This window comes from Mycobacterium sp. MMS18-G62 (assembly GCF_053877835.1).
On sequence record NZ_CM132662.1, the window covers coordinates 711,723 to 732,294 of the forward strand.

Below are 20,572 nucleotides of genomic sequence, written 5' to 3' on the forward strand. Positions count from 1 at the left end.
GTGGTGAATTCGAAGGGTCTGCGGGATGTCGCCGTCGTCGGAATCGGTGCGACGCCTTACTACAAGCGCGGTGAGTCGCTCCCGAAGACCATCACCGAACTCGCCGGTGAGGCGATCCTCGCCGCGTGTGAGGACGCCGGGCTGGCAGTGCGCGACATAGACGGTTTCGCCTACTACTCGGGTGCCAGCGCCGGCTACAGCGAGAAGATGGACACCGGCGATTTCATGGAGACCCTCGGCATTCCCGAGGTCCGGTTCACTGCGGCGCTCACCTCGGGCGGCGGCGGTTCGGCCGGGGCGATCGGACTGGCGCGCGCGGCCATCGTCGCCGGAGACGCTTCAGTCGTGGTCACCGTGATGGCGCTGCAACAATCAAAACAACGGCTCGGATCAGTGTTCTCGGCGATACAGCCCGACCCGATCAACTCGTTCCTGCAGCCCTCAGGTCTTTTCGGCCCCGGTCAGCTGATGTCGGTGTTGGCGCGCCGACACATGCATCTGTACGGCACTCGGCGCGAGGCCTTCGCCGAGATCGCGATCTCCACACGCGCCAACGCACTGAATCGGCCCAAGGCCATGCATCGGGAACCGCTCACGCTCGAAGACTATTTCAACGCGCGGATGATCGCAGAACCGTTGTGCCTCTACGACTTCTGTCAGGAGACCGATGGTGCCGTCGCTGTGATCACCACGAGCATGGACCGGGCCCGCGACCTGCGTCAGCCACCGGTCCCGGTGGTCGCCGCCGCCCATGGTGGAGTCAAAGAGTGGGGACGCGCATTCGCGTGGATGGGCATGCCTGATGAGTACTTCGCGTCCTCGGGTAACAAACCAATCGCCGACCGGCTCTACCGGCAAGCCGGAATCACCGCCGCCGACATCGACGTGGCACTGCTCTACGACCACTTCACCCCGATGGTGCTGATGCAACTCGAGGACTACGGATTCTGTGACAAGGGCGAGGGCGGCGCGTTCGTGGAAAGCGGCGCGATCCGCTACGACGGCGGCTCCATCCCGCTCAACCCGCACGGCGGTCAACTGTCGGAGGGCTACATCGTCGGGATGACCCACATCATGGAAGGAGTCGAGCAGATGCGCGGCACCGCCATCAACCAAGTCAACGACGCCGAACTCGCGTTGGTCACCGGCGGTCCGGCGAGTCTGCCGGTCAGTGGCCTCATCCTGGGGCGTGCGGCATGAACGCGCCCCCTGTCACGCTGGCGGCCACCCTTCCTGGCGAGCGCGTCCGGATCGCGGTCAACAAAGACACCGAACCGTTCTGGCAGGCAGCAAAAGAGCGACGCCTTGTCGCACCGCAGTGCGCCGACTGCGGCACCTTCCGCCTACCACCCACTCCGTTCTGCCCTGGATGCCAGTCCAAGACCGTCAACTGGGTCCAGCTCAGCGGAACGGCAACCGTCTACAGCTACGCGGTCGTGCATGGCATTCCCGGCATGCCCGATCTAATCGTCGTGCCTGCGGTGGTAGACCTACCCGACGCACCCGGCGCTCGGCTTGTGAGCAACATCGTGGACGTAGCGCCCACCGACGTGACCATCGGAATGGCGTTGCACGTCGACTTCTCTCCCATCGCGGACGGCTGGCTACTTCCGGTGTTCCGCCCCAGCGCAGCAGCCAACCATGGCTGACCACGACAGCGCTCTGCACGAGAAACCGCTCGAATTCCTCGCCAGCATCGCCAACACCGGCGGCGACTGTGACGGGCAGGTGATTCTGCCCGAGAACGGTCACTTCCGCGCGTGGTGCACGTGCGGCAACTGGAGCGTCGAGGTCGACGACTCCGAAGAAGGTTTGAGATTGGCACGCATCCACACCGGCCACGCGCCGGACTGATAAGGGAGAGACACATCGTGGGAAATCTTGAAGGCAGAGTCGCCTTTATCACCGGCGCGGCTCGAGGGCAGGGCCGCGCCCATGCCGTCCGCCTGGCCAGTGAAGGCGCCGACATCATCGCACTGGATATCTGTGCCGACATCGACACCATGGACTATCCCAACGCGACACCTGCCGACCTCGAAGAGACGGTCAAGCTCGTGGAGGACCAGGGTCGGCGAATTGTGGCCCGCCAAGCCGACGTCCGCGACGGCGACGCCGTCGATGCCGTTGTCCGCGAGGGCGTCGACGAATTCGGCCGGCTGGACATCGTGGTGGCCAATGCCGGGATCGTGCGCCTCAGTGAGGGGTCGAACCGACGCGGGATATTCCGGGACATCGTCGACGTGAACTTGGTCGGTGTGTGGAACACCGTCGAGGCAGCGATCCCCACCCTGATCGACGGCGGCCGCGGCGGATCGATCGTGATGACAAGCTCGAGCGCTGGTTTGAAGGCCACCGGCACCGACCGTGCCGGCGGCCACGCTTACGCCGCCGCCAAACGCGGCATCGTCGGTTTGATGCAGGTATGGGCGAATCACCTTGGGCCGCACTCAATCCGGGTCAACACCATCCACCCGACCGGGGTGGCGACCGGCATGGTGATGAACGAGACGATGGCCAAGCTGTTCGAAGCCAATGACGAGGCGCTGTCATCCATGCAGAACGTCCTGCCCATACAGATCCTTCAACCCGAAGACATCGCCAATGCTGTCGCCTGGCTGGTTTCCGACGAGGCGAAGTTCATCACCGGCACTGCTTGGCCGCTCGACGCCGGCTTCGCGGTTCGATAACGGAGAGGTTGATGCAATGACGAGCTCGACACTCGATACAGCCCGCCCGGACATTTCACTGAGGATCGGCGGTGAGAAACGACATACCGGGTCCGGAGGCACTTTCCAACACATCAACCCGTGCGATGGGACGCCCGACGGCGACATCCCGCTGGCCGGCCCGGCCGAGATCGAAGAGGCTGTCGATGCCGCCCACTCTGCGTTTCTCGAGTGGCGGCAGACCAATCCGGTTGAGCGCAGGCGTATTCTGATGCGCTTTGCCGACTTGATCGAACGACACAGTGACGAGTTCGTCCGACTCGGCACCTTTGACAACGGCACCGCGTCGGGTGTGGTGGGCGGACTTGTCGCGATGTCGGTCGAGTGGACGCGTTACTACGCGGGTTGGGCCGACAAGATCACCAGTGAGATCTCGTCGTCGTTCAGAACTCACGGCGAGTTCAGCTATACGTTGAGCCAGCCTTATGGGGTGATTGGCGTGATCATCACCTGGAACGGTCCCCTCATCTCGTTGGCGATGAAAGTGCCTGCGGCCCTTGCCGCCGGCAACACCTTGGTCATCAAGCCGTCCGAGCTCACCCCATTCAGTTCCGACCTGTACGCCGATCTCGCTGCAGAAGCCGGGATTCCCGCCGGCGTGATTAACGTGGTACCCGGGTCCGCCGAAGCCGGAGCGGCGCTCGTCGCGCATCCGCTCGTCAAGAAGGTCACTTTCACCGGCGGCACGGATACCGCGCGCAAGATCCTGTCGGCCTGCGCCGAGCAGATCAAGCCGGCGGTCATGGAACTCGGCGGAAAATCCGGCAACATCCTCTTCGAGGACGCGAATCTCGACCTCGCCTGCAGCATCGGCACAATGAATTCGGTGGGGCTGTTGAGCGGCCAGGGATGCGCGTTTCCGACCCGAATGATCGTGGCACGGCCGCTATACGACGACGTCATCGCGCGAGTCTCGGCGATGGCGTCGATGATCAAGGTGGGCGACCCTTTCGAACCAGACACCCTGGCTGGTCCTGTCGTGAATGCCGCAGCGCTGGAACGGATCTTGGGCATGATCGAGCGCGCCAAGCGTGACGGCGCACGATTGGTCACAGGTGGTGAGCGTATTGGCGGTGACCTCGCGGATGGATATTTCCTGCAGCCCACCATATTCGCCGATGTCGACCCCAAGTCCGAACTGGCGCAGAAAGAGGTCTTCGGGCCGGTGTTATCGATCATGCCGTTCGACACCGAAGATGAAGCCATCGAGATCGCGAACAGCACACCTTATGGGCTGTCCGGGTATGTGTTCACCAACGATCTCAAGCGCGCACACCGGGTCGCCGAAGCACTCGAGACTGGAGAAGTGCTGATCAACGGCGCAATGAACATCCCAGCGCACCGACCCTTTGGCGGTATCGGCATCAGCGGCATGGGCAAGGAAGGCGGTCGACAAGGGCTCGACGAGTTCCTGCGAACCAAGAGCATCAGCATAGCCTGATTCACCGATATGAGCGGAACTGCTTTGGGCACACCCCGTTTCGGCCTACATCCGCTGCACGGTATTCACGAACCGACGCGTGGGACGCCGCCGCGGGTACCAGGCTCGGTGCGGCGAACCAGCTCCATCGATATGGCACGCGATCCGGGCTCCATGGATCCGGTGTACTTGTCGGGCCGAGCACGCGACCTCAAGACCGCCCGCGACGGCACGGCGACCGAAGTGGGCCGCGCCCGACTGCAGGCGACAGTCGAGATGATCGCTCGAGTCGTTCAGCACCTCGAGGTTGAACCGCCCGTTTCGGGTATGCATCTCGTCGGGGCGCCCGCCATGAGCGGGTTTCGCGCCGCGGTCGATAAGGCTGCGCCCAGTCTGAGAGCACGTCGAGACTTGCGCTATACGTTGCTCGACGATATTCCAGTCGCCACGCTCATCTCCGGACATGCCCTGTCGGCGTCGGGAGTGCTGGGAGTCGCGGCGAAGTCCGGCTATCTGCCGGTCGCCGACCAGTGCGCCGGCTTCGCCACCGGCGGCCTGCTGATGACGTCGTTCGAGAACGGGGACCCCGCCGTCGTGACCGGGCCGCCGGCGCCGCGTCTCGAAGGCCCCGACGACGCGCTGGCTTGGCACGAGATGGCGACGCTTCCCGTTCATGGGATGCGCCGTCGACGCAGGCTGGACGTGAGCAACAGCGGTGAAGGACGCGAAATCCAGATCGACGCGATGTTTCGCGACACTTACGTGCGCGCCGACGGCACGGAAACCATCGTCCACGAGTACACGCTCGAGGCAGCCGTGGATTCCGACACCGGGACCATCGTGCGCTCGGAGGCCGTACCTCGGGTACTGCCGTGGCAGGAATGTCCGGGCGCCGTGGCCAGCGCGACCCGCATCGTCGGAATGAGGTTGAACGAGTTGCACTTCCGTATCCGTCAAGAACTGCACGGTACGTCGACGTGCACGCACCTCAACGACCTCCTGCGCAGCATCGGCGACGCGGCAGCACTGATCGCACTGCTTCCCACTAACTGACAGTTCTGCAGAGGGAGTTTCCGGTTGAACTAGACCAATGGATCATGCCGACGCGTGGGACTTGCTCCTCCTGGACTGCGGGCGCGATGTAGTGTACCTGTTATAGATAATTGTTTAGCTGATTCGACACTCCCGGCTGATCGAATCGCAATTCGGCCCTGAAGGGGGTGACACGGTGTCGGCAGCCATCAACGACGTGGCGAACCGTAGCGACTATGTGTCGCAGGTCGCGATCTTCCGTCAAGATTTCCGGCAGTATCTACGCACGCTCGACTGCGTCGATGAGTGGCGGAGCGCCGCACACTCGACGGTCGAGGCCGAGCTCGCACACAGCGCGACTGTGATGGCCCGTCTGCACGCCGACGGTTGGAACCGCTACGGCTGGCCCGAGGCATTCGGCGGCTCGGGCGGGAATGAGATTCATCGTGCCGTCCTCTTCGAGGAGTTCGCGAACGCGATGCTGCCAACCCCGCCGCAGGCGTGGACGCTGGAGATCATGGGTTCCACAACCCTGAAGTTCGCCCCGCACCTGGCTCGTGAATACCTTCCCCGCTATCTGGAGGGCGCCGAGTGGTGGGGGCAGGGCTTCTCCGAGCCCGAATCCGGCAGCGACCTTGCCTCCCTGCGGACCCGGGCCACCGACGAGGGCTCACACGGATTCGTCGTGAACGGCCAAAAGATCTGGACCAGCCATGGTGCCACGGCCAAGCGGCTCTGCGTGCTCGTGCGCACGGGGTCGCCAGAGAGTAGGCACCGCGGCCTGACGATGTTGCTGATTGACACAGACACACCAGGGTTAACTGTGCGGCCAATCGCATTGGCCAGCGGGCGACGCGAGCTGGCCGAGGTGTTCTTCGACGACGTGCGGGTGCCGCCGGAACGGCTAATCGGCGAGGTCGGCGGCGGCTGGGCCGTGACGATGTTCCTGATGCAGTACGAGCGAGGCATGTACGGCTACGCGGCGCTGAACAAAGTGCTGGTCGAGTTGGGACGGCTGCGCGAATTGATGGTCACCCGCGGAGCGGGTTCGGCTCTTCGAGAACGCTTTGCGCGCGTCTACGTCGACGTCATCGCAGCGAAAGCCAGTGCAGCCACGACCGTGCGCAAACTGGCTGCCGGCGAGTCGGTAGGCCCCGAAAGCAGCATCGACAAGCTGCTGTGCAGCGAAGCCGAGCGTGCGGCCCACGACCTGATCCTCGACGTCGCGCGAGACCACATGATGGCCGGCAACGGCGGCGGTTCTGTCGAGCTCGACACCGCACGCGCGGGGTGGTGGTACTCACGGGCGGTCACGATCATGGGCGGGACCGCCGAGATTCAGCGCGGGCTCATCGCCGACCACATTTTGGGGTTGCCCAAGGAAAGGCGCGCGAAGTGACCATCCGCACGCGTATAGCGAATGCGACCGACGAATCGTGGCCGATGATCGAAGAGGCGGTCTTCCGCCAGTTCGACGAAGTCGCGACCAAGGGAGACCACGTCTCCATCGACGCACTGCTGTCCGAGCTCGGTTGGTCGGAGATTGAGTCGGAATACCCAGTAGACGCGTGTGCGCTGTTGTTCCGGGCACAGGGTCGGACCTTGGCGCTCACCGATGCGCTGGACCGTGTCATGCTGGCCGAACTCGCATCCTCGGTGGACTCACCGGTCGATGCCATAGTGCTGCCTGCCCTGTCCCACGGTGCCACGCCAAGTTCCGACGACGGTCAGGTGACGGGCATCCTGCTCGGTCCGCCGCGCGGGCGCGTCCTAATTCCGATCTCCGGCGCGATGGGAACGGTCTCCGTCGCCGTCGTCGACGCCGACCAGCTGCGAGCCGAACGACTCGACACCTTCGACGCAACGGTGATCTGGACTCGCGTCGAGGGGGCCGTCGACGGCGACCTCGCAGATGCGTCCACGGAATGGGGGCGTGCGATCGCCGCGGCGCATCGCTCGCTGGCGACCGAACTCGTAGCGCTGGCTGACCAGGCAATGCACATCGCAGTCGAACAGGTCAGCGTCCGCGTCCAATTCGGTTCGCCAATCGGATCACTGCAGGCCCCACGCCATGCCCTCGCGGCGGCTGCGGCCAGACTAGAAGGTGCCCGAGCGCTTCTCGACGACTCATGGCGGTATGGCGGGGTGTTGTCGGCCCAAGCCGCGAAGGTAGCAGCGGGTCGGGCACACCGAGGCGTCGCCGATGCTGTCTTGCAGGTGTGCGGGGCGGTGGGGTTGACCGCCGAACACGACCTCCACCGATATGTGAAGCGCGGCTTTCAGATCGACGCGTTGTGTGGCTCCTACCAGCAGCTGGAGTCGTTGCTCGCCGATCGCCTGTTTGACACGTATGCGCCCGGGCAGGCGCTGCCCGCGATCATCAACGTGGACTGAGGAAGCATGCGCCGCAACATTTTCGACGAGGTACATGACGATTTCCGCGCCACTGCGCGGGAGTTCTTCGAGCGAGAGTGCGTTCCCAATGTGGAGAAGTGGGAGCGCGACGGCAAGGTCAGCCGTGAAGCGTGGCTGGCCGCAGGCGAGCACGGTTTGATCGGCTGGGAGTTCGACGAGAAATACGGCGGACTCGGTGTGAAGGACTTCCGGTTCAACCAAATCATCTCCGAGGAATTGTTCATGACCGGCTCGGTCGGCATCGGCCTTGGCGTCCAAAACGACATCCTGATGCCCTATTTGAACAGCTTGACCACCGACGACCAGAAGGCGCGTTGGCTGCCGAAGTTCATCTCCGGCGAATACATCGGTTCGATTGCGATGTCCGAGCCGGCGGCGGGGTCCGATCTTGCCGGCATCAAGACGACTGCGCGCGACGAGGGCGATCATTGGGTGGTCAACGGGCAGAAGACATTTATCAGCAACGGGCTGCTGTCGAAGCTCGTGCTTACTGCGGTGAAGACTGATCCGGCGGCTGGGCGAAAAGGCATCAGCCTGCTGATGATCGAAGACGGTATGGAGGGTTTCACCCGCGGCCGCAAGCTCGACAAGATCGGGCAGTTCTCCGCAGACACCGCAGAGTTGTTCTTCGACAACGTAAGAGTGCCGAAAGAGAACCTCGTCGGGGAGCTGAATCGCGGCTTCTATCATCTGGTGTCCAACCTGCCCTTCGAACGAGTCGGTGTGGCCTGCTACGCCTTACCCGCGGCGCGGCGAGCCCTCGACCTCACAAAGGCGTATGCGCTGGAGCGAACGGCCTTCGGCCAGCCCATCGGAACGTTTCAAGTCAATCGGCACTTCATCGCCGAGATGCAGGTCAAACTCGATGCGGCACAGACGTATCTCGATCAGTGCGTGCTTGCGGTCAACGAGGGAACCCTGTCCGACGCCGACGCCGCGGGCCTGAAGTGGTGGACCTCCGAGGTGCAGTGGGAAATCATCGACCGATGCCTGCAGCTTCACGGCGGCTACGGCTACATCAACGAATACGAGGTGGCCCGGCTGTGGCGCGACTCTCGAGTGCAGCGACTCTATGCGGGCACCACCGAGATCATGAAGGACCTCATGGGCCGGGCGATGGGCTATTGAGCGTGAGTTTGCCCACCGTGATGGAGCGGATCGCCGCGTCAGTTGCCCATATCGATTAACATGTAAATAGTTATCTGTATTTGCGATACCGGTGGAGGTCGATATGGAGGTCACTAGCTTCCGCGAGCCGAAGATGGCCGATCGGGTGGCCACGGTGCTGCGCAGGATGTTCATCCGCGGCGAAATCCCTGAAGGGACGATGCTCCCACCGGAGTCAGAGCTCATGGAGCGGTTCGGTGTGTCACGGCCGACGCTGCGGGAGGCATTCCGCGTTCTCGAATCCGAATCGCTCATCGTCGTCCAGCGAGGCGTGCGTGGCGGCGCCCGGGTCACCCGGCCCAAACGCGAAATCCTCGCGCGTTATGCCGGACTGATTCTCGAGTACGAAGGTGTGACGCTCAAAGACGTCTACGAGGCACGAATGGCACTCGAGGCGCCGTTGGTCGTGCAGTTGGCCAAAGAGCGCAACGCAGACGTCATCTCGAAACTGGAGCAGATCGTCGAGGCCGAGGAACAGTTGAACCCAGGCAGCGATGCCGTGATCCAGCTGACATGCTTTCACGCCGCGATCGCACGGCTGTCGGACAATAAGACATTGCAGATCGTCAGCGACATGCTGCATCACATCGTCGAAAAGGCGAATCGCTCGTTGCAGCCCACCGACGGTGCCCCCGCAGAGCAGGCGGTCCGCCGATCGGCAAAAAGCCATCGCATGGTGCTGGATCTGGTCAAAGCCGGGGAGGCCGACAAGGCCGGCGAGCTGTGGAAAAGGCACCTGCAGAAGGCGGAAGAGTTCTTGCTGTCGGATTCCGAATCATCCACGGTCCTCGACCTTCTCGAATGACAGAGGTGAGCCGCGAAACCGACTATGACATCGAAACTCCGATCCAGCTGCTGCGGCGTTTCGGGATCGAGGTTTTGACCGCGGATCAGGAGTCCGCAATCGTGGAGATGTCGATGCCACTCGCGGGCATGCGCAACCCCTTCACCGACCTGCCGACCATTGCCCCGCTCGGCGTGCTCATCAATGCGGTTAGCGGAATGTCCAACCACTTGCGGCGTCGCGACGCTGAGTGGACGGTGTCCAGCGAATTAACCATTGAGCTGAGCCCCGATGGAAGCGAGCGGGCGACTGCGATAGGGGCTTGCCCCATCGTCGCGTCCGGGCGGCCGCTGGGCCTTCGCGACAGCGGGACAGCGCTTTCCGTTTGCACACTCACATGTGACGGCGTTGTCATCGGTGGCGGCACGATTCGCTCATACTTTGTCAAGCCTGAAGTACTCGACCTGAATGAGCCTCCAGAGACAATGACCAAGCGCGGTGGCACCTCTTTGGCGGAACTGATGGCTGTGTCGCCGATGCCCCCTGCCGACGGCGTCCGAGTCCTACGTCAGCACGTCGACCCGTTTCTGAACAACGCCGCCGGCGTCATCAACGGCGGGGTTGCTTCGGCGGGACTCGAGTTGGCCGCATCAGCGACGGTGAACACTGGTGGCGCGCCGATGCGCACCGCGTCCGTCAGAGTGAACTTCCTGCGTCCTTTCCGCGCCGGCGAACGGTCCCGCTATGAAGCGACGCCGTTGCGTATCGGACGCGGGACCGCCGTCGCGGAGGCACGTGCGATCGCGAACGATGGCAAGCCCGCGCTGGCGGCACGCGTAACCGCCTATCGCTAGTGGCTACTTCGTAGATCGAGCGCTGAATGCAGCGACTGGCTCCTGGGTCGGCCCGGTTCTTGCCGAACGTTCCGAGCGGACTTCGCTTGGGGGTCCTTAGCTAGCTCTTACCCGTGGGTCGGGGTAGACGCTCGCGCGCCAAATCGGCACGCCGTATCTTTCCCGCATCGCTTCGAGGCAAACTCTCAACCACCTCAACGGTTTTGGGGATCTTGTAGGCGGCGATCCGCTCGCGGCAGAAGTTCCGCAGCTCCTCCGATGACGGTGGGCTGGCAACGTCGGCCGGCACAACGATGGCGTGTACGCGCTCACCCCACTCGTCGTCCGGCAGCCCGACGACAACTGCGTCTATCACTCCCGGATGCTCCGTCAGCGCGCCCTCGACTTCGGCCGGATACACGTTCGCGCCGCCCGAGATGATCATGTCGACGCGACGATCGGCAAGGTATAGGTAGCCGTCCTCACCGACCCACCCCAAGTCGCCAAGAGAAGTGAAGTTGTCCGCATCGACACCGGCCGGCACGTCGCCCAGGTAGTTGAACACCGGTGAGGATTGACCTGGTCGGCGAACGTAAATCATCCCCGTCTCACCCGGCGGCAGATCACGCCCCTGCTCGTCGCGTATCCGCAACTCGGTGTTGAGCGGGCGTCCGACGGTTCCGGGGTGCGCCAACCATTCATCGCCTCGCGCGAAACAGGAGCCGGCATTTTCCGAGGATCCGTAGGCGACGAAAAACTTTGTCGGGCCGACACGGTCAATCCAGAATCGGGCCAACCACTGCGGCAATGGAGCACCGCCATGTAACAGCGACTCGATTGAGCTCAGGTCACGTCGCGTCACGTCAGGACACCGGGCCATCCGCTGCAGCATGATGGTCGTCGCCGTCAGCGTGTTCACCTTGTGACGCTCGATCACCTCGAGTACCAGTTCCGCGACGAAACGTTCCATCAGGATCACCGACTGCCCCCGCAGCAGCGATGGGTACGTAATTAGCGATCCATTGGTGTGATAAAGCGGTGCCGGCACCAACTGAACTTGGTCTGAGCGCTGCCCGGTGACGCGGGCGGGAAGGTTCTCGATACTGTCCAGGTCGAAAGTGCCGGACCCGCTGGCGCAGATCACTTTTGGAGTGCCGGTCGACCCCGAGCTGGCAATCGCTCGAGCAGGGTCGGCAATGCAGTCGGCGAGGGGCTCCGCGCTGACCGCCGGATCCTCGAGCGTCGCCGGACTGACTTGCTGCCACGCGCCCTCGGCCGTGCGCGATCCCACCACGGCCACCGGCTGGGCCACGTCCAACACCCGCGCGCGTTCCCAGTCGGGCAGATCCCAGCGCAGAGGCAGCACACACGCACCGAGCTTCCATGACGCGAAGGCGCAGACGATGTGCTCGACCGAATTGGGCAGCTCGACTACCACCATGTCACCCTGGCCGATGCCAATCCGCGCGAGCGAGCGCGCTACCCGATTACTCCGCTGATCGAGCTCCCGCCAGCTGACCTGCTGTTGATCACCGGTGACGGTGATGAACACCAGTGCAGTGGCATCGGGGTGCATCTCGGCGAGGTCCGACAACCGCTTACCATACGAAACAACGCGGTTTTGAGTCTGTGCGTCGCTCATTCTGCGTTACATCTCCTTGAACTCGAAACGGCCCAGACGCCGGCGAGGTTTGTGTCCACTATGTCGCGATACACCTGTTCATCGGTCGGGTCAGTTCTGCCTGGGGCACCACACCCGCGTTGGCCACAACGATGTCGATGTCGCCGAGTTCGGCGATGCCCGACTGCATGCACGCCTGCAGCTCGCCGAGCTCGCGGACGTCTGCGACATAGGCGGCACAGCGCCGCCCGGCATCCCGGACGAGTTGCGCGGTCTGCTCGAGTTTTTCCTTCGTCGCCAACGGGTACGGGATCGATTCGATGTCCGTGGCGATACCGACGGCGATGATGTCGGCGCCCTCAATGGCTAGCGCCGCGGCGTGGCTTCGTCCCTGTCCACGGGCTGCGCCGGTAACCACCGCGACCTTGTACGTGAATTCACCCATTTTTGGCACTCTGTCGGCTCACTTGGTCAACGACTGTGCGGGCATTTGACGCGGTCGCGACCGAATGGCTCTGCGCCCGGTAGGCCGGTAGCACTTGTTCAAAGTACAGCTGCAAGCTTGCCCATCCCGCCTCGGGATCCAGGCCACCCATCAGCGGTGTCAGCACGACGGGCTGTCCCAGGGAATCGAACTCATTCATCAGCGCGACGCAATCGTCAACGGTGACAACCTTATACAGCCCGGACGCGCGGGCCGCGGCAACATCCGCCACTGGTGCGAACGGCGAGTTGAGCGTGCCGGTAGTCGATTCCATCGCCCAACGCCCGTAGCTATTGAGTTCATGCAAGGCGTGCTTTCCGATGGTCTCCCAAGCCTTTCCGGGGTCTTCGGCGACGTGGACGAAGAGCGTCGACGGGGCTGCGACGATTCTTCCTGGCTCGTGCCCAAGCGACCGGCACTCGGCCCGGTATGCATCGTATAACTCCAGATTGGGCACCATGGGGGCGAATCCATCCGCGTATCGGGCCGCCCGCCGCGCCGCAGCGGCCACACCCCCGCCGACATACAAAGGCGGGCGAGGTCTCTGAACGGCTGTCGGGGTAACCACGAAAGTGTGGTCGCCGACGGTTACCTCCTGGCCGGCCAGTGCCGCGGCCAACTGCGGCAGCCCATCGTCGAGTAGGCGTGACCTATGCCCAAGCCTTCGACCGAACATCGCAAACTCGCTCGGGACATAACCGGCGCCGATCACGAGTTCCGCCCGCCCGTCGCTCATCTGGTCCAACACCAAAGTCTGCTCGGCAACCGCAATCGGGTTGTGCAGGGGAAGGAGCACCACACCCAGCCGGATTCGCGTCCGCTTCGTTCGCGCCGCCAGCCCGCCCGCGAGCACCGTCGGGGCCGGGCAATAGCCGTCGTCTGAGCCGTGGTGCTCACTGACCACCACCGCGTCGACCCCCCGCTCGTCGGCGTATGCAGCCATCTCAAGAGCGGCCGCGTACAGGTGGGCCAACGGCGGACCGAACGAAGGCCCGCGCATGTCGAACCTGAGGAGTGTTTCCATCCCTGGTGCTCCTTTCGCACAGTCTGTGTGGTAGCGGACACAAGCTTGACGCCGAGTGACCGCCGTCATACTCTACATAACAATCAATCAATTGATTAGTTAAATCAATGTCTGATTCGCCAGAGCTTGATCACACCAGCACGGGAGAAGCATTTGCGATGACCACGACGGAATCGAGCATCACGGCCGACACACGAGTTCAGCTGTATCGCAGCGCTTTTCGGATCTTGGCATTTGACGAGAAGTATCGGTCGTCAATGCTGGCCGGCAAAGTCGGCGGCATGTACTACTCGCCTCGTGGGCAAGAGTTTGCGGCGGCATCGGTGGCTGCCCACCTCGGCCAGAAAGACTACGTCGTCACCACTTATCGCGGAGTGCACGACCAGATCGCGAAGGGCGTGCCACTACGTGAGCTGTGGGCCGAATACCTGGGCAAAGCCACCGGTTCCTGCCGCGGCAAAGGCGGCCCCATGCATGTCACCTCGCCCAAGCATGGGCTCATGGTCACCACCGGCGTCGTCGGGGGCGGCTTACCCATCGCCAACGGATTGGCCTTGGCCTCGAAAATGCGCGACACCGGTCAAGTCACCGTCGTCAACTTCGGAGACGGCGCCAGCAACATCGGCGCCTTCCATGAAAGCCTGAACCTCGCGTCGGTCTGGAAACTGCCGGTGGTGTTCGTCTGCCAGAACAACAAGTGGGCCGAATACACCCGCCTCGAAGCCGGCACCAGCGTGGCCAACATCGCAGAGCGCGCGGCCGCCTACTCGATGCCCGGCGTGACCGTCGATGGCAACGAGCCGGTCGCCCTATACGAAGCGGCGGGTCAGGCGATTGTTCGGGCGCGGCACGGGGACGGCCCGACGTTGCTCGAAGCGGTGACGTACCGATTCTGCGGACATTATTTCGGCGATCAAGGGGAGTACATTCCTGCGGCTGAGTTAGCGGCGGCTGTGGCGGAAGACCCGATACCTCGTTATCGGCAGCGGTTGCTCGACGAGGGGTGGGCGACCTCCGCTGAACTGGAGGCCATCGAAAACGCGGCACGCCAAGAGGTCGATGACGCCGCGCAGTGGGCGTTCGAACAACCACTTCCCGATCTTTCAGAACTCGAAACCGACGTCTACGCCCAGGGGGCCGCTCGATGAGCACCGCGACCGCATCTCGCACCATGATGATGACCGACGCGATCCGCGATGCGCTCGAGGTCGCGCTGGACATGGATGCGAATGTCTTCCAGCTCGGTGAGGACATCGGCGACCCCAAGGGCGGCGGCTTCGGAATCCACAAGGGTCTGGAGACCAAATACGGTCCCGAACGGGTGCGCGACACACCGATCGCCGAGCAGGCCATCATGGGAGCCGCCATCGGTGCGGCCATCGCGGGAATGCGGCCCGTCGCCGAAATCATGCTGATGAACTTCATCGCCGTGGCGGCGGATCAATTGATCAACCATGCCGCGAAACTGCGGTACATGTCCGGCGGCGTGACGCCGGTACCGTTGACCGTGCGCACCACTACCGGTGCCGGAATGGGCTTTGGTGCGCAACACTCGGACATGCTCGAGGCGCAACTCGTCCACACCCCCGGGCTGAAGGTCGTCGTCCCCTGCACTGCCGCCGATGCGAAAGGCCTTCTGCTGTCGTGCATCTTCGACGATGACCCTTGTGTCGTCGTGGAAATGAACGCACTCTACTTCGCCGCCAAGGATGAGGTCCCCGTCGGCGATTACCGGGTTCCGCTGGGTTCGGCACGCATCGCCCGCGAGGGAACCGACCTGACGCTGATCACCTACGGACGGCAGGTGCTCGACTGCCTGGCAATCGCCGAACAGCTTGCCGGCGAAGGAGTCTCGATCGAGGTCGTCGACCTGCGATCACTGCAACCGCTCGACACCGACACCGTGTTCGGGTCGGTCGCCAAGACGCGTCGGGCCGTCGTCGTGCACGAGGCGGTCACACGCGGCGGGTTCGGTGCCGAACTGTCCGCCCAAATCCACAGCGAGCTATTCGGTGAACTCGCCGGACCCGTCGGAAGAGTCGGCGGCGCCAACACCCCTGTCCCCTACGCTTCCTCACTCGAACAGGCCTTCTTGCCGACCGGCCGCATCGAGTCCGCGGTGCGCGCACTCCTCGGCTGAACAGAAAACAGGCACAAGCAAACGATGGCAACACACGAAGTACGGATCCCCAAACTCGGCGTGACGATGGAAGAAGGCCAAATCACCGAATGGCTGTGCAATGACGGCGATGTCGTCGCCTCCGGGGAAATCATCTACACCTTGGCCACCGACAAGACCGAGACCGACATCGAGAGTCCTGGTGAGGGCCGGATCACCATCATCGGCGGAGTGGAAACCGCCTACCCAGTTGGCACACTCGTCGCCACGATTGACAGCCCCTAGGTCGAAGGAGGACCAACCATGACCACTCAGCTCAACCCGGAAACCGAAGCCCTGCCTGAGGTCACCCCTTACGTGCCGCAGCACAACGTCGACACGTCGAAGGTCCCATTTCGGATCGCCGACGGTGTGCATATCCCCGTGCAGCGTTACTACGACCAGGAATTCGCAGACCTCGAGTACTCGAAGATGTGGCTACATACCTGGCAGTGGGCCACACGCGCAGAATACATTCCGCTGCCCGGCGACTACATCGAGTACAACATCGGCGACAAGTCCGTCATCATCGTCCGGCAGCAGGACAACAGCATCAAGGTGTTGGAGAACGTATGCCCGCACCGCGCAACACAATTCGCAGAGCCCAACAGCTGCGGCACCTTTGGCGGCAACCAGATGGTGTGCCCGTTCCACGGCTGGCGTTTCAATCTCGACGGATCGCAGTCCTACATCTATGGCCGCAAGGGGTTCATCCCCGAGACCATCGACCCCGCCACACTCAACCTCAAGGAAGTGCGTTCGGCGGTCAAGTATGGGTTCGTCTGGATCAACTTCGACCACGAGGCACCCAGCCTCGAGGACTTCTTCGGCACCTTCGACAAGCACCTGGCGCCCGTCGCCATGGACCGCATGCGGGTGCGCTGGTGGAAGTACTCCGTCGTGCCGTGCAACTGGAAGATCACCATGGAAGCCTTCATGGAGGCCTACCACGTCATGCAGGCCCACCCGGAGCTGGCGCTGGGTGCCACCGGTGATGCCTATGACATGGACAGCGTCAAGTATTTCCACCACGGCATGGGCCATGTCGACACGACCGCACCGTTCGACCCCGAGAATCCGCAGACTTACATCTTGGCTGAGTCTCCCGTCGAGGGCATGAGCTTCGGTCGGTGGTTCATCGAGCAGAACCGTGTCCTGTTCGAGGGGACTGACGCGACGAACACCGCGCGCGACGAATACATCGCCGACCGCGTCCGCGACCTGCCTGACGACGAGCTGTTACCACGGTTTTTCGAGGAGTTGTATAAGTACGCCGGGGACGCCAAGATCCCAATGCCCATGCTGGACCCGAACGCCTCGGGCTATGGCTACATATTCCCCAACATGGCGTTTCTGGGCATACCGGGCAACATCCTGTTCTACCGGGTCCGCCCGAACGGTCACGACCCCAACTCCTCCACCTTCGAGGCGCTGGCCATGCAGATCCCGCGCGAGACCGACATGAACAACGCTTCGCCACCCGCGGAGGGCCCGCTCAAGAACGAAGACTGGCCGTTCGTGCTCCGCCAGGACATGGACAACGTTTCGCGCCAGCAGAAGGGCTACCGTTCGGGCGCGATCACCGAGGCGACGATGTCGCCGCGCTACGAACCCATGATCTTCTCACTGCACAACGAGGTCGATCGTTACATTGCCACCCACTGACCATACCGCCGTGATGCGGGTCGAACCCGTCGGCGTGGAGATCGAAGTTCGCCGCGGCGAAAGCCTGATCAAAGCGGCGTGGCGGGCCGGATATAGCTGGCCCACATTGTGTTACGGCGTCGGTCGGTGCACCGCTTGCCAGTGCGAGGTGGTCGAGGGTCTGCACCTGCTCTCCGCGCGGACCGAGGCGGAAAACCAGTTGCTACATGATCTTCATAGGCGCGTCCGGCGCGCGGACCCACGCCGGATTCGGTTGGCGTGCCAAGTCGAAATCAGCGGCGACGTCGTCATACGAAAAGCAGGAGTAAAGGTTGCACCTGACGGCGACGAGGAGGCCCGAAATGGCGGTTGAACCAACATCTTTCGATTTCGATGTCATCGTCGTCGGCTTCGGAATGGCTGGTGTCTGCGCAGCCATCTCTGCAGCCGAGAATGGCGCGAAAGTGCTTGTCGTCGATCGAGGTCTTGGCGGCGGCGCGTCGGCATTGTCCGGCGGCGTCGTGTACGCCGGAGGTGGGACGCCTTACCAGCAGGCTGCAGGCTACGACGATACGCCCGACAACATGTTCAAGTACTTGCGCCAAGAAGTGGGGGGCGTGGTTGACGAGGAAACGCTGCGGCGATTCTGCGACACCAGCGTCGAGCAACTGGCGTGGCTAGAAACGCATGGTGCTCGCTTCGCTGGCTCGCTGTGTGATTACAAGACGTCATATCCGACCGATCGTCACTACCTGTACTTCTCCGGCAATGAGAAGGCTCACCCATACAAACTGGACGCGATCCCGGCCCCGCGCGGGCATCGTCAGGTGGCGAAGGGCATGAGTTCGGGCAAGGTGCTGTGGACGGCTCTGCGTGACGCCGCCATCGATCTCGGCGTCACGTTTCTGCCGATGACGCGGGTCCATGACCTGATCATGGTCGACGGTGCTGTGCGCGGAATACGTTGCCGGACTTGGGTGGGCGATGGCAGTACGTCGATGACGCTGTATCGCCGCGCGGCCCCTGTCGGTGCGAAACTGACCAACTGGGTTCCTGCCTTGGGGCACACCATCAACCGATTCACCGACCACCTGTGGCATCGAGCCGCCGAGGAGCAGACGTTCACGGCACCAAACGTCGTCCTATCCGCAGGCGGGTTCATCTTCAATCGCGATATGGTTCGGCGCTATGCGCCCGATCACGAATTAGTGAGCCCGTTGGGCACTGAAGGAGATGACGGCAAGGCGATCCTGCTCGGCGTGAGCGCCGGCGGCGCAACCGAATACCTCGACCGCGTCACCGCATGGCGGTTCTTCTCCCCGCCCTCCGCCCTGTTGGAAGGCATCACTGTTGGGGTTAACGGCCAACGCGTCGCCAACGAAGATCTGTACGCGGCCACCCATTCAGAGATCGTGATTCGCCGCTTCCGCGGAAAAGCGTTCCTCATCCTCGACTCTGCAATGTGGAAACGCGCCATTTCGCAGATGTCGTCTCAGACCCAGTTCTTCCAGAAGGCAATGATGCTGCCGGTGTTCACGACCGGTCATCGGAAAGCCCCGGCCCTGCCCGAGCTAGCAGCCAAGCTCGGCATCTCTGCGACCGCCCTGCTTGCAACGGTCAAGGCATATAACGACGCAATCGAAACTGGCAATGAGGACCCGGCGCACAAGGCCGCCGATCTGTGCACACCCATCATTGAAGGACCGTTCTACGGGATCGACATCTCGGTGCGCCGAACGACCACCGATTTGGTGGCCGGCCTCACGTTGGGCGGCCTCAAAGTCGACGGAACCACAGGACTCGTGTTGACAGAGGGCGGGGACACTATCCCCGGCCTCTATGCCGCCGGCCGCACCGCCGTCGGGATTTGCTCGAACTCCTACGTCAGCGGCCTAGCGCTTGCGGACTGTGTCTTCACTGGGAGACGAGCCGGCCGGCATGCCGCCGCCAGCACGTTGACCGCAGCCTCGACAGTCAGCCTCAGCGAAGATTCATCAGGGGCTTGAGCCGCCGGCAGCGGCATAACGTGAGAAGCTTGGGTAGCAGAGCATCCCGATCCAGAGGACACCGTGTCGACCACAACGCCGCAGCTGGGTAGGCCCGTCGGTGCCAGCGGCGAAGAGACCCGTCAACGGATCATGTCGGCCACCATGAAATGTGTTGCCGAGGTGGGTTATTCACGCGCAACGATTCGTGAGATCGCCCGCCAAGCCGATATGACCAGCGGCAGCCTTTACCACTATTTTCCAAACAAGGCCGAACTCGTGACCACCACCATGGCAGAGTTCGCCCAGATCGCGATACCCCGATTGCAACAAGCCGGCCAGCGCGGAGGCAACTTTCGCGACCGGCTCGTGTCGCTGCTCGACAGTGTCGACGCGCTGATGAATGATTACCCGCATTGCGCAGCTTACGAGCGGGCGATCCGCGTCGAGAGCGCCCAGCATCTCCATCTGGCTGCGATTGCCGACACGGGGTTCAACGCGTTGCGGGACATCATCACCAACAACATCGAACAGGCTCACCGCGAAGGTGCGCTGGCGCCGGGCATCCACGTTGACGGCGCCTCGAGCGCCTTGTACGCAATGATGCGAGGTCTGTCCGAACACGGAGCAACCGCCTCCGCAGCGGAATATCACGCCACGTTAGAGGCCATGAAGCTGCTCATCCGCGGCACCTTATTCCGTGGAAATCCTCGGTGAGTACCACTGCTGCGGATCGCCAACTCACCTTCCGTCCGCAAGGCGTCGCGCCTGGTGACTGCAGCGTGTCGCCGCCCGCTCGGGAAAGCCGAATAAGGCGCCCGCCATGGTCGCAGGCTACGCGTTCTGCAATGGCAGGACCCGAGGGCGCAGCGGCGATTCGCGATGTCTCGATTGCAACCCAGAGGCAATGAGTACCGCAGCCGAGCCAGCCGACCGCAGCGACCTGCCCTTAGATGTGGCGCGCAGGTGGATTCTCACCAGGCGGGACCGCACTTTGTCGCTGACGTCCCAGCAGCGCAGCATCGACGCATTAGGCGGAGTACACAACGTCATCGCAGTCGATACCTGCCACGACGTGATGATTGGTCAGCCGACCCCGGTTAGCCGAGATCCTGGTCGAGCGGTGTCAGCTTTACGACACACCGCCTAGGCCTGAAGGACTTGAGCATGACTGACTGAAAGTCAGCAAGATCCACGATGGAGGGCGACGGCCACCGTGCTCTCGGCTGTTGCTTACACCTCCAAAGCGGCGCTCCGGATGAGCCTGGCGACGACACCG

At 63.0% G+C, this 20,572-nt stretch carries 21 protein-coding genes; 18 read left to right on the forward strand and 3 right to left on the reverse strand.

Annotation, left to right across the window (positions count from 1 at the left end; all coding sequences use genetic code 11):
* The 11 genes from ACWW36_RS03475 to ACWW36_RS03525 all read left to right on the forward strand — a co-directional run bounded on the left by ACWW36_RS03475 (nt 1) and on the right by ACWW36_RS03525 (nt 10,398).
* On the forward strand, nt 1-1,200 hold the full coding sequence (locus ACWW36_RS03475; RefSeq protein ID WP_456140214.1) for a thiolase C-terminal domain-containing protein: 1,200 nt from the start codon (nt 1-3) through the stop codon (nt 1,198-1,200).
* Nucleotides 1,197-1,649: a Zn-ribbon domain-containing OB-fold protein gene (locus ACWW36_RS03480; RefSeq protein ID WP_456140215.1), complete on the forward strand. Its 453-nt coding sequence runs from the start codon at nt 1,197-1,199 to the stop codon at nt 1,647-1,649. Before ACWW36_RS03475 ends, ACWW36_RS03480 begins: the two co-directional genes overlap by 4 nt.
* The gene (locus ACWW36_RS03485; RefSeq protein ID WP_456140216.1) at nt 1,642-1,854 is read left to right on the forward strand and encodes a hypothetical protein; all 213 of its coding nucleotides are present in this window, start codon (nt 1,642-1,644) and stop codon (nt 1,852-1,854) included. The genes ACWW36_RS03480 and ACWW36_RS03485 overlap by 8 nt, the downstream gene beginning before the upstream one ends.
* 17 nt (nt 1,855-1,871) lie before the next feature.
* Complete coding sequence (locus ACWW36_RS03490) at nt 1,872-2,687, forward strand: mycofactocin-coupled SDR family oxidoreductase (RefSeq protein ID WP_456140217.1); 816 nt, start codon at nt 1,872-1,874, stop codon at nt 2,685-2,687.
* A gap of 16 nt (nt 2,688-2,703) precedes the next feature.
* On the forward strand, nt 2,704-4,167 hold the full coding sequence (locus ACWW36_RS03495) for an aldehyde dehydrogenase family protein (RefSeq protein WP_456140218.1): 1,464 nt from the start codon (nt 2,704-2,706) through the stop codon (nt 4,165-4,167).
* Between the two features lie 132 nt (nt 4,168-4,299).
* Entirely contained in the window at nt 4,300-5,199 is a 900-nt protein-coding gene (locus ACWW36_RS03500) for a DUF2889 domain-containing protein (RefSeq protein ID WP_456140219.1), read from the forward strand.
* Nucleotides 5,200-5,374: 175 nt separating this feature from the next.
* Complete coding sequence (locus ACWW36_RS03505) at nt 5,375-6,577, forward strand: acyl-CoA dehydrogenase family protein (RefSeq protein WP_456140220.1); 1,203 nt, start codon at nt 5,375-5,377, stop codon at nt 6,575-6,577.
* Between the two features lie 44 nt (nt 6,578-6,621).
* Nucleotides 6,622-7,572, forward strand: coding sequence for an acyl-CoA dehydrogenase family protein (locus tag ACWW36_RS03510; RefSeq protein ID WP_456142349.1), 951 nt, complete (start codon nt 6,622-6,624; stop codon nt 7,570-7,572).
* A gap of 6 nt (nt 7,573-7,578) precedes the next feature.
* Nucleotides 7,579-8,721: an acyl-CoA dehydrogenase family protein gene (locus ACWW36_RS03515; RefSeq protein ID WP_456140221.1), complete on the forward strand. Its 1,143-nt coding sequence runs from the start codon at nt 7,579-7,581 to the stop codon at nt 8,719-8,721.
* A 103-nt stretch (nt 8,722-8,824) separates the two neighbouring features.
* A complete protein-coding gene (locus tag ACWW36_RS03520; protein WP_456140222.1) occupies nt 8,825-9,565 on the forward strand; it encodes a FadR/GntR family transcriptional regulator in 741 nt (246 codons plus the stop codon).
* Nucleotides 9,562-10,398 carry a PaaI family thioesterase gene (locus ACWW36_RS03525; protein ID WP_456140223.1) on the forward strand — a complete coding sequence of 279 codons (837 nt, stop codon included), beginning with the start codon at nt 9,562-9,564 and terminating at the stop codon, nt 10,396-10,398. Before ACWW36_RS03520 ends, ACWW36_RS03525 begins: the two co-directional genes overlap by 4 nt.
* Before the next feature lie 100 nt (nt 10,399-10,498).
* On the opposite strand, the gene ACWW36_RS03530 is transcribed toward ACWW36_RS03525, so the two are convergent.
* The 3 genes from ACWW36_RS03530 to ACWW36_RS03540 are packed head-to-tail and all read right to left on the reverse strand — an operon-like array spanning nt 10,499 to nt 13,506.
* Nucleotides 10,499-12,019, reverse strand: a complete 1,521-nt coding sequence (locus tag ACWW36_RS03530) for a class I adenylate-forming enzyme family protein (protein ID WP_456140224.1) — start codon at nt 12,017-12,019, stop codon at nt 10,499-10,501.
* Between the two features lie 58 nt (nt 12,020-12,077).
* On the reverse strand, nt 12,078-12,443 hold the full coding sequence (locus ACWW36_RS03535; protein ID WP_456140225.1) for an SDR family NAD(P)-dependent oxidoreductase: 366 nt from the start codon (nt 12,441-12,443) through the stop codon (nt 12,078-12,080).
* A complete protein-coding gene (locus ACWW36_RS03540; RefSeq protein WP_456140226.1) occupies nt 12,436-13,506 on the reverse strand; it encodes an LLM class flavin-dependent oxidoreductase in 1,071 nt (356 codons plus the stop codon). The genes ACWW36_RS03535 and ACWW36_RS03540 overlap by 8 nt, the downstream gene beginning before the upstream one ends.
* 158 nt (nt 13,507-13,664) lie before the next feature.
* Here ACWW36_RS03540 and ACWW36_RS03545 point away from each other — a divergent pair, with 158 nt between their 5' ends.
* The 7 genes from ACWW36_RS03545 (at nt 13,665) to ACWW36_RS03575 (ending at nt 20,010) form a co-directional block, all read left to right on the forward strand.
* Nucleotides 13,665-14,654 (forward strand): thiamine pyrophosphate-dependent dehydrogenase E1 component subunit alpha, encoded by a 990-nt coding sequence (locus tag ACWW36_RS03545; RefSeq protein WP_456140227.1) that lies wholly within the window; start codon nt 13,665-13,667, stop codon nt 14,652-14,654.
* Nucleotides 14,651-15,646, forward strand: a complete 996-nt coding sequence (locus tag ACWW36_RS03550) for an alpha-ketoacid dehydrogenase subunit beta (RefSeq protein WP_456140228.1) — start codon at nt 14,651-14,653, stop codon at nt 15,644-15,646. The genes ACWW36_RS03545 and ACWW36_RS03550 overlap by 4 nt, the downstream gene beginning before the upstream one ends.
* A gap of 24 nt (nt 15,647-15,670) precedes the next feature.
* On the forward strand, nt 15,671-15,910 hold the full coding sequence (locus ACWW36_RS03555) for a biotin/lipoyl-containing protein (protein ID WP_456140229.1): 240 nt from the start codon (nt 15,671-15,673) through the stop codon (nt 15,908-15,910).
* 18 nt (nt 15,911-15,928) lie between these two features.
* Entirely contained in the window at nt 15,929-17,329 is a 1,401-nt protein-coding gene (locus tag ACWW36_RS03560) for an aromatic ring-hydroxylating oxygenase subunit alpha (RefSeq protein ID WP_456140230.1), read from the forward strand.
* 13 nt (nt 17,330-17,342) lie between these two features.
* Nucleotides 17,343-17,681 (forward strand): 2Fe-2S iron-sulfur cluster-binding protein, encoded by a 339-nt coding sequence (locus ACWW36_RS03565; RefSeq protein ID WP_456142350.1) that lies wholly within the window; start codon nt 17,343-17,345, stop codon nt 17,679-17,681.
* The gene (locus ACWW36_RS03570) at nt 17,671-19,314 is read left to right on the forward strand and encodes an FAD-binding protein (protein ID WP_456140231.1); all 1,644 of its coding nucleotides are present in this window, start codon (nt 17,671-17,673) and stop codon (nt 19,312-19,314) included. The genes ACWW36_RS03565 and ACWW36_RS03570 overlap by 11 nt, the downstream gene beginning before the upstream one ends.
* A 63-nt stretch (nt 19,315-19,377) precedes the next feature.
* Entirely contained in the window at nt 19,378-20,010 is a 633-nt protein-coding gene (locus ACWW36_RS03575; RefSeq protein ID WP_456140232.1) for a TetR/AcrR family transcriptional regulator, read from the forward strand.
* Nucleotides 20,011-20,572 lie beyond the last annotated feature (562 nt).